Here is a 7,553-nt window from a genome sequence, read left to right as displayed (position 1 = left end):
AACGGGAGGAGCCGCTCGAGCATCGCCACCGAACCCTGGCCGTGCGGGCTCTCCTTCGCCACCCGCCGGTACATCGGCAACATCCCCAGCAGGGTCAGTGCAACGATCAGCAGGGTTGCCAACGGCGCCAGTGCCCCGGCAGCGAGCACGGCGATGCTCGGCAGGTACGACAACGTCGAGAAGTAGTCGACGCCCGTCAGACACATGACCATCCACCAGGGACGCTTCGTCGCGGTATCTGCGGGGCTCTCTGGCCCGAGGGGCTGCACGCGGTTCCGAAGCAGCCACCGCGCGAGGCCGCTCATTGGAGCCGCCGAACGGTCGAGACTGGCAACGCTCGCCGGGATGACCGGAACGCCTGATGAATCCACTTTGTTTCTTCCATCCCGTCCACGCACGTCACCAGAGCGTGAGAACCGATTTCCTCGAATGCAAACTACAGCAAGACGATTTTGAGCCCCAGACGAGCAAACGCCACGCATTCTAAGCAACGATCCGAGCTCAAAGCGCTGGTGTGGGTGTGGCGCCCTGCCACGTGCGCGAGTGCGCTGTGTCAACGACCGTGGTACGTGCTGCACTCCCGGCTTGCGGTGACAGTTGTGCAGTGACCCGCCGATGGGCGATACGCCGGCAGTGGCCTTGCCCGTGGCAAAGGCCGGGCCGTTCGTGCAGAGCTTTCCCGGTAGGTGACTCTGCGGACCCTCGGCAGCAGTCCGCCCACTGACGCCGGGCTCGCGATGGCCACACATTTTACCCAGATCGCGGCTGAAGGGTGTCAAGTCGCAGATGTGTGCCGTTGCAGGTTCCGGACGGCACCCTGCGCAAGGTGCTGTCACCTTGCGGTAGAGGGGTCTACAGTCGCCCGCAGTAGGTCCGATCCTTAGGGAGTGGCCTTCGGGAGGAGAACTCTCGGCGAAAGGCGGCAAACGAGTTGGAGATCAGCACAAGCGTGCCGGGACCGAGCGGGCGTGGGCGCTTGCCGCCCCGATGGGTCATCGTGCTTTTCTGGAAGGCGCACCGGGCGCTGGTCCGGGTAACCGGTGGGCGTCGCGGCCTGTGGCGTCCGCGTGAGAAGACTTGGGGTGCGCTGAGGCTGACCACGGTCGGGCGCCGCAGCGGCCAGGAGCGATCGGTGATTGTCGGGTACTACGAGGACGGTCCAAACCTGGTGACCATGGCGATGAATGGTTGGGGCGAAGCGGAGCCCGCGTGGTGGCTGAACCTCCAGGTGCAGCCGAAGGCCCGGGTTCAGCTCGCCGACGGGACCCGCCAGGTCGTCGCCCACGCCGCAACTGGAGCGGATCGGGACCGGCTGTGGGACCGGTGGCGGTCGCTGGACAAGGACCTCGATGGGTACGCCCGTCGTCGGCCGACGGAGACGGCCGTGGTGGTCCTCGAACCGGTGACGTGAGCGGTTCCGGTGCCACCACTGGACTGGACAACCCAGCAATGGCTGATCAACAACAACGGCGACGTCGTGCCGCCAGACGCTCTGGATCAGATCAGGTCAGATCAGATCAGATCACGGCTGCGGCAGGCGAGCCCACTGCAGATACTTCCTGGGCTGGGGACGCCGGGCCGGAGGGATTCTCCCTGTCGGAAGAGGCAATCGACTGGATAGAGATGACGGCCAACGATGAGGTTTCTGACGACGAATAGCTGGGCCTTGTCGTGACTTCCCGCTCATGAGTTTCTGCCATTTTCGGCAAGCGCCACCGATGAGCCGCAGGGCTCCGCGAGGAACGTCTTCTATTTCAACAAGTTCCGACAGGTTAACGATCAACTGAAGACCCTGCGCGGTGCATCGGGCCCGTTGCTCTACAGCTCCACGTCGTCAGGCGGCATCGACGCAGGCACGATCCTGGCGGTGGTGTCCTTGCGTCGGTAGAGGTGTCCTTGGTCGGGGTCGCAGTCGCGGAAGGGTCCGTTTCCTTTGTCGAAGATGATGGCGGCGTGGCGGTCCCAGTGGTTGATCCACCAGGACGACACAGCGCCGGCGTCACCGTCCATGACGCTGGCGTCAGCTTGCATGCCGGCCTGCCAGAGGGCCTTGAACCGGGCGACGACCTCCGGGTGCAGCCACCACGTGGTGCACCATGGCGCGGGTTTGGTTCCGACGACCTCGACGGTGGCGAGGTGGCCGGTGAGCCATTCGAGGAACATTTGGCGGACGTCGACCGTGTCCGCCTCGGGGGCGTTCGCGTCGTAGTCGTCGTGCTCAGCCATGGGCTGTAACCTCCGCTGCAGTGGTGTCGTCGGGTACCGCGACCGGTGCCGGCCTGGGGTTCGGCGACGTGGTTGGGGTGCGGTTAATGGTGGTGGTGAGGGTTTTGTCGCGGAACCAGGGGACGGTGTTGACCATGACGGGGCGGCATTTGGAGCTGAAGACGATGGCGCGCCATTCGGGGAGGGATCCGAGGGCGGCGATGTCGAGGGTGTTGACCTTGCGGGTGTTGGTGGAGGTGGATTGGTGGCCGTCTTTGCCGGTGGAGCTGCCGTAGGTGATTTCGTCGTGTTCGCCGATGAGGGCGGCCAGGGATCGGAGGAAGTCGTCGTCGCCGGACCCGCCGCCGAAGACCCGGGTTGCGGCGGCGTCCCAGAGGGTCTGCCACCCGTCTTTCCCGAACGCGTCGATGGCTTGGGCGCGGGATTGGAAGTAGGAGTTGAGGATGATGCACATCGACCCATAGAACGAATACACGGAGGGCAGCTCGGGCCAGCGGACGATGTTCGCGCACTCGTCGAGATCCATCACGAGCGGGACCGGGAGCCGGCCGCCGTTTCGTTGCGCAGCGGTTTCGGCGGTTTTGCAGATGGCGCGGATGAGGGCGACGAATTCGACGGAGAGCCGACATTCTGCCCGAAACGCCCCGGAAACCCGGGAAAGAGCGCTCTCCCGGCAGAATCTCCGTCGAATTCGTTCGACCCGGGCCGGGGTTCCGCCCGAATCGGTTAGGAGGCCCTCGGCCGGGCAGCCGTTTACCGATGCTGCGACAGGTGCCCATGGTGTCAGCATGCGCGCCGACGACCCCTCATCTCCGTCCCTGCAGACCCTACTGACCAGCCGGCTCGGCCGGTTGGCCATCCGCTCCACCCAGATCATCGTCGTGGTCGTGCTGACCGCCGGCGCCGTCTACGCTCTGGTGCAGGTGCAACTCGTGGTGATCCCCGTTCTCGTGGCGCTCATCTTGGCATCGGCGCTGGCACCGCTGGTCGGCTGGCTGCGCACGCGCGGCCTCCCGGTCATTCTCGCGACCTGGATCACCCTGTTGGCAGGGGCACTCATCCTCGGCGGCATCGTCACGCTCATCGTCTTCGCGGTGCGCAACCAGTGGGGTGCGCTGGTGGTGGCGGCCGGCGACGGGCTCGACGAACTACAGGGGCTGCTGGTCGAAATCCCGATCGCGCTCGACTCGGAGCAGTTCAACGCGGTGCGTGATGCGATCGTGGGCTTCGTCACCCCGACGGTTCTCGGCCAGTACGTGCGGGGAACGGCGATCATCGCCCCCTTCGACGCCGTTCTGATCGGCGTCGGGCTGGCCATCCTGCAAGTTCCGCTGGCCCTGCCGCTGGCTGTGATCGTGTTCCTCACGGCGTTCATCCCACTGATCGGGGCGACCATCGCGGGCATCCTGGCTGCCCTCGTGGCGTGGAAACTGCATCCGCTGGTGATCCTCGTCGCTTTGACCGTGGGCACCATCCTCGGCGGTATCGCCGGGGCCGTTCTGGCGGTCCCGCTCGTCGCCGTGGGCTGGGCGATGATCAAGGTTTGGGACAGGCCGGATCAGTCGATCACCCAGCGGGCGAAGTTCTCCATCCGGCACTGGCCTCAGCCGGCGAAGCCCGCCGAGGCCGCCCCATTGTCGGCTCGGGGTGGCGAGCCTACGATAGACGGCATCTGACCGGGGAGGCACAGGTGGCGATTTCACCGCTGAAAGCAGCCATCGACCGAGCCTTCGCCGCCATCGGCAACGCGAGGAAGGCCTGAGGTGATGCCCGCTCTCATCTTCGACTGCGACGGTGTGCTGGCCGACACCGAACGCGACGGCCACCTGCCGGCCTTCAACCAGACCTTCGAGGAATTCTCGGTGCCCGTGCAGTGGAGCGACTCCGATTACGTCCAGAAGGTGACGATCGGGGGAGGAAAAGAACGGATGCGCAGCATCCTCACCCCGGAGGTGGCCGGCGTGCTCGGTCTGCCGGCGGACGACCCCGCGGCCCTCGACTCGGCCGTCGCCGGCTGGCACCGGCGCAAGAGCGCGATCTACACCGAGCGGGTGGCGAGCGGCGCGTTGACGGCCCGCCCGGGCATCCGTCGACTCGTCGCACAAGCCGCGGGCGCCGGCTGGATCCTCGCCGTGGCCTCCACCTCGGCCGAGGAATCTGTGCGCGCCGTGCTCACGCAAACAATCGGGCCCGAGCTGGCCGCGCAGTTCCGGGTCTTCGCCGGCGACATCGTGGACCGGAAGAAGCCGGCCCCGGACATCTACCTGCATGCCCTACGGGAACTCGGGATCGACGCCGCCGACGCCGTGGTCGTCGAGGACAGTGCGAACGGCCTCCGGTCGGCGCTCGCCGCGGGCCTCCGCACCGTGATCACGATCAGCGGTTACACCGCGGACGAAGATTTCACCGGGGCGGCCCTGGTGGTGTCGTCGCTCGGGGACCCCGGCGGCCCCACCACCGTGACGCTGCGCGACCCGCTGGGTCTGGAGCCGGAATTCTTCGTCGACCTGTCCGATTTCGCCACCATCCTCAGTGCCCCCGACCGCCCGGCCCCCGATCTGGAGAGCCGATGACCCGCTCAGCCCTGTTCGACACCGAATTCGTGGCGATGCTCCGGGCCGCCACCGAGGGGATCAAGGCCCGCGGCAAGTCCGACCTGGGAGACAAGACCCTGCTCGACGCCCTCGTGCCGGCCACGGATACGCTCGAAGCCGAGGTGGCCGCCGGCCGTGACCCGGAAACCCTCCTCGCCCGGATGTCCCTGGTTGCGCGGGCGAGCGCGGACGCCACGAGCATGCTGCAGGCCCGTCGCGGCCGGGCCAGCTACACCGGAGAACGTAGCATCGGTTCGCCCGATCCCGGAGCCCGAAGCAGTTCGTGCCGGACATGCACCAGGGGATCGCCGCCGCGAACCTCGACACGCGTGGATGGGCGTGGGCATCCATGGCGAACCGGGCCGACGCCGCGCGAAGCTGACCACCGCGAATGAGATGACCGACGAGATGCGCGACGCGGTCGTCGGGGACCTGCCGGACGTGTCGGGGACCGGGTGGCCCTGATGATCAACGGCCTCGGCGGCACCCTCTCAGTGAGCTCTACATCCGGTTCGGGAGGGCGCACGAGCAGCTGGTCAGCGCCCCGGCCGAGATCGCAGCCCGCATCTTCTGGCCGTTGCTCCTGCTGCTCCAGCCGACCTCTCGGACTCTGCTAAACTCGTACGGTTGCCGTTTGACGGCCGCGGATCAAGAGAGCCCAGGCATTCGGCCCCGGGCACCGCGCAGTGAGAGAAAGGGGATCCCATCTATGGCACTCGAAGCTAATGCAAAGAAGGCGATCATCGAAAAGTACGCTACCCACCCAGGCGACACCGGGTCCCCCGAAGTTCAGATTGCAATGCTCACGCAGCGCATCCTGGACCTCACGGAGCACCTGAAAGAGCACAAGCACGACCACCACTCGCGTCGTGGTCTGCTCCTCATGGTTGGTCAGCGCCGTCGTCTGCTCGGTTACCTGTCGGATGTCGACATCACTCGGTACCGCACACTGATCGGCAGCCTCGGACTGCGCCGCTAAGGCATTTTTCGAAGACACCGCGATCTTCTTACAAGCGGGCCGTTACCTTCCGGTAGCGGCCCGTTTGTGTGTCCGGAGCGTGGAACCGGGAATATCTCCGGGCCCGGCGCGGTTTCCCCCACCGATGTCTACCTCCGCGCTGAGCCTCTCCGTGCTCGATCTGATCCCCGTCCGCACCTCGCAAAGCTCCGCTGAGGCGATCGCGGCAGCCGTGCACCTCGCCCGGAGCGCGGACCGGCTCGGCTACACCCGATACTGGGTCGCGGAGCACCACAACATGCAGGCGGTCGCGTCGACGAACCCGCCCGTGCTGATCGGTATCCTCGCGGCGCAGACCGAACGCATCCGGGTCGGCTCCGGGGGCGTCATGCTGCCCAACCACTCTCCGCTCGTGATCGCCGAGCAGTTCGGCGTCCTCGAGGCGGCCTTCCCCGGGCGCATTGACCTCGGGCTGGGCCGTGCGCCCGGCAGCGACCCGATGATCACCGCACTGCTGCGCTCGAGCGGAGCAGTGAGCGAGGTCGACGCGTTTCCGCGCAACATCGCCGACATCGCGGCGCTGCTGCACCCCGACGGGGCCTCGCTCAGCCTCACCTCCGGTCAGGACTACACCCTGCACGCGACTCCCGCCGCCACCGGGATGCCCGAAATCTGGCTGCTTGGCTCCAGCGACTACTCGGCCCGGCTCGCCGCCCGGCAGGGCATGCCCTACGTGTTCGCCAACCACTTCGCCGGCGACGGCACCACCGCGGCCCTCGAGCTGTACCGACGCGGGTTCACCCCCAGCGAGACCCTCGACGCCCCCCGCACCATCCTCACCCTGAACGTGTCGGTCGCCGAGACCCGGGTCGAGGCCCTCGCCCTCGCCCTGCCGCAGATGCAGCAGATGGCGCGCCTGAGATCGGGCCTGCCGCTCGGCCCGCTCGCGACGGTCGAAGAGGCCGCCGCCGCACCGATGGCGCCGGCGCTGCTCCAGATGATCGAACGGATGGCCGCGGCCTGGATCATCGACGAGCCCGGCGCCGCGGCCGCGCGCATCCGTGCCCTCGCGGCGAAGTTCGGGGTCGACGAGGTCATGCTGCAGCCGATCGCCTCCGCTCACACGGGCGCCGACGCGGCGACCTCACCCGGGCGTGCGCGCACGCTGGAACTGCTCGCCGCCGAGCTTTTCACCGGAGAGCAACTCGCGGCCGAGGAACTCGCGGCGGTCTAGACGAGTGAACCCTCACAGCCGTGAACGGGATGGCGTCGAGGACTGGGGGTTCGGGGGCGGTTGCCGCGGTGCAGTGACTCCGTCCGGAACGAATTCGACGGAGATTGTGGCCGTATCGGCCCCGAATACTCCGATAAAGCCGTTTTACGGCAGAATCTCGGCTCTCCTGCTGCTTCTGTGGGTTAAACCCGNGGCTCTCCTGCTGCTTCTGTGGGTTAAACCCGGCCGGGGAGCACTGGTTTGTGGCCGCCGAGGCTGAGCATGGCGAGGGCGATGAGGGCGTCGGGTGATTTGAAGCCGAACGCGATGCGGGTAATGAGCCGGATCTTGGTGTTCATGGATTCGATGCGGCCGTTGGAGAGGCCGGGCTCGATCGATGCAAGGATCGCGGCCCGGTGCTTGACGATGGAGCGTTGGAGTTTCACGAACGACGGGATTCGGCTGCGGCGGGCCCATCCGACCCACTTGTCCAGGGCCTCGGCGGCTTCGTCGCGGGGCAGCTTGAAGACCAGCCGGAGGCCTTCTTTGAGGTAGTAGGCCC

The 7,553-nt window shown here is 66.9% G+C and carries 9 protein-coding genes and 1 pseudogene; 6 read left to right on the top strand and 4 right to left on the bottom strand.

The annotated features are described in order from the left end of the window. Window positions 1–305, bottom strand: a pseudogene (locus E3N86_RS04580) (amino acid transporter); the annotation flags it as partial. Between the two features lie 692 nt (window positions 306–997). Here E3N86_RS04580 and E3N86_RS04575 point away from each other — a divergent pair. Next, window positions 998–1,411: a nitroreductase/quinone reductase family protein gene (locus tag E3N86_RS04575; RefSeq protein WP_241985944.1), complete on the top strand. Its 414-nt coding sequence runs from the start codon at window positions 998–1,000 to the stop codon at window positions 1,409–1,411. A gap of 407 nt (window positions 1,412–1,818) precedes the next feature. On the opposite strand, the gene E3N86_RS04570 is transcribed toward E3N86_RS04575, so the two are convergent. Continuing rightward, a complete protein-coding gene (locus tag E3N86_RS04570; RefSeq protein ID WP_134511419.1) occupies window positions 1,819–2,226 on the bottom strand; it encodes a DUF4913 domain-containing protein in 408 nt (135 codons plus the stop codon). After that, window positions 2,219–3,016 (bottom strand): type IV secretory system conjugative DNA transfer family protein, encoded by a 798-nt coding sequence (locus E3N86_RS16725; RefSeq protein ID WP_370295319.1) that lies wholly within the window; start codon window positions 3,014–3,016, stop codon window positions 2,219–2,221. The genes E3N86_RS04570 and E3N86_RS16725 overlap by 8 nt, the downstream gene beginning before the upstream one ends. On the opposite strand from E3N86_RS16725, the gene E3N86_RS04560 reads away from it, so the two are divergent. From E3N86_RS04560 to E3N86_RS04540, 5 genes are all read left to right on the top strand, one after another. Further along, window positions 3,015–3,902, top strand: a complete 888-nt coding sequence (locus E3N86_RS04560; protein WP_134511417.1) for an AI-2E family transporter — start codon at window positions 3,015–3,017, stop codon at window positions 3,900–3,902. The genes E3N86_RS16725 and E3N86_RS04560 overlap by 2 nt on opposite strands. Before the next feature lie 90 nt (window positions 3,903–3,992). Then, window positions 3,993–4,799, top strand: a complete 807-nt coding sequence (locus E3N86_RS04555; protein ID WP_104101098.1) for an HAD-IA family hydrolase — start codon at window positions 3,993–3,995, stop codon at window positions 4,797–4,799. Beyond that, complete coding sequence (locus E3N86_RS04550) at window positions 4,796–5,215, top strand: dihydroxyacetone kinase subunit L (RefSeq protein ID WP_104101099.1); 420 nt, start codon at window positions 4,796–4,798, stop codon at window positions 5,213–5,215. Before E3N86_RS04555 ends, E3N86_RS04550 begins: the two co-directional genes overlap by 4 nt. Before the next feature lie 314 nt (window positions 5,216–5,529). Further along, window positions 5,530–5,799 (top strand): 30S ribosomal protein S15, encoded by a 270-nt coding sequence (rpsO, locus tag E3N86_RS04545; RefSeq protein WP_104101100.1) that lies wholly within the window; start codon window positions 5,530–5,532, stop codon window positions 5,797–5,799. A gap of 124 nt (window positions 5,800–5,923) precedes the next feature. Next, window positions 5,924–7,012, top strand: coding sequence for an LLM class flavin-dependent oxidoreductase (locus E3N86_RS04540; RefSeq protein ID WP_134511416.1), 1,089 nt, complete (start codon window positions 5,924–5,926; stop codon window positions 7,010–7,012). Between the two features lie 215 nt (window positions 7,013–7,227). Here the strand turns inward: E3N86_RS04540 and E3N86_RS04535 are convergent. Continuing rightward, window positions 7,228–7,553: transposase (locus tag E3N86_RS04535; RefSeq protein ID WP_166785003.1), on the bottom strand; the 326-nt coding region annotated here is incomplete at its 5' end.

The organism is Cryobacterium sp. Hz7, from assembly GCF_004402815.1.
In the GTDB taxonomy this organism is placed as follows: domain Bacteria; phylum Actinomycetota; class Actinomycetes; order Actinomycetales; family Microbacteriaceae; genus Cryobacterium; species Cryobacterium sandaracinum.
The sequence above is the reverse complement of the archived record's forward strand: the minus strand, read 5'-3'. Positions and strand labels throughout refer to the sequence as shown.

Coding starts and splice junctions, on each gene's coding strand:
- E3N86_RS04570 (WP_134511419.1), bottom strand. CDS start 2,226: ATGGCTGAGCACGACGACTACGACGCGAACGCCCCCGAGGCGGACACG.
- E3N86_RS16725 (WP_370295319.1), bottom strand. CDS start 3,016: ATGCTGACACCATGGGCACCTGTCGCAGCATCGGTAAACGGCTGCCCG.
- E3N86_RS04550 (WP_104101099.1), top strand. CDS start 4,796: ATGACCCGCTCAGCCCTGTTCGACACCGAATTCGTGGCGATGCTCCGG.
- E3N86_RS04560 (WP_134511417.1), top strand. CDS start 3,015: ATGCGCGCCGACGACCCCTCATCTCCGTCCCTGCAGACCCTACTGACC.
- E3N86_RS04555 (WP_104101098.1), top strand. CDS start 3,993: ATGCCCGCTCTCATCTTCGACTGCGACGGTGTGCTGGCCGACACCGAA.
- rpsO (WP_104101100.1), top strand. CDS start 5,530: ATGGCACTCGAAGCTAATGCAAAGAAGGCGATCATCGAAAAGTACGCT.
- E3N86_RS04540 (WP_134511416.1), top strand. CDS start 5,924: ATGTCTACCTCCGCGCTGAGCCTCTCCGTGCTCGATCTGATCCCCGTC.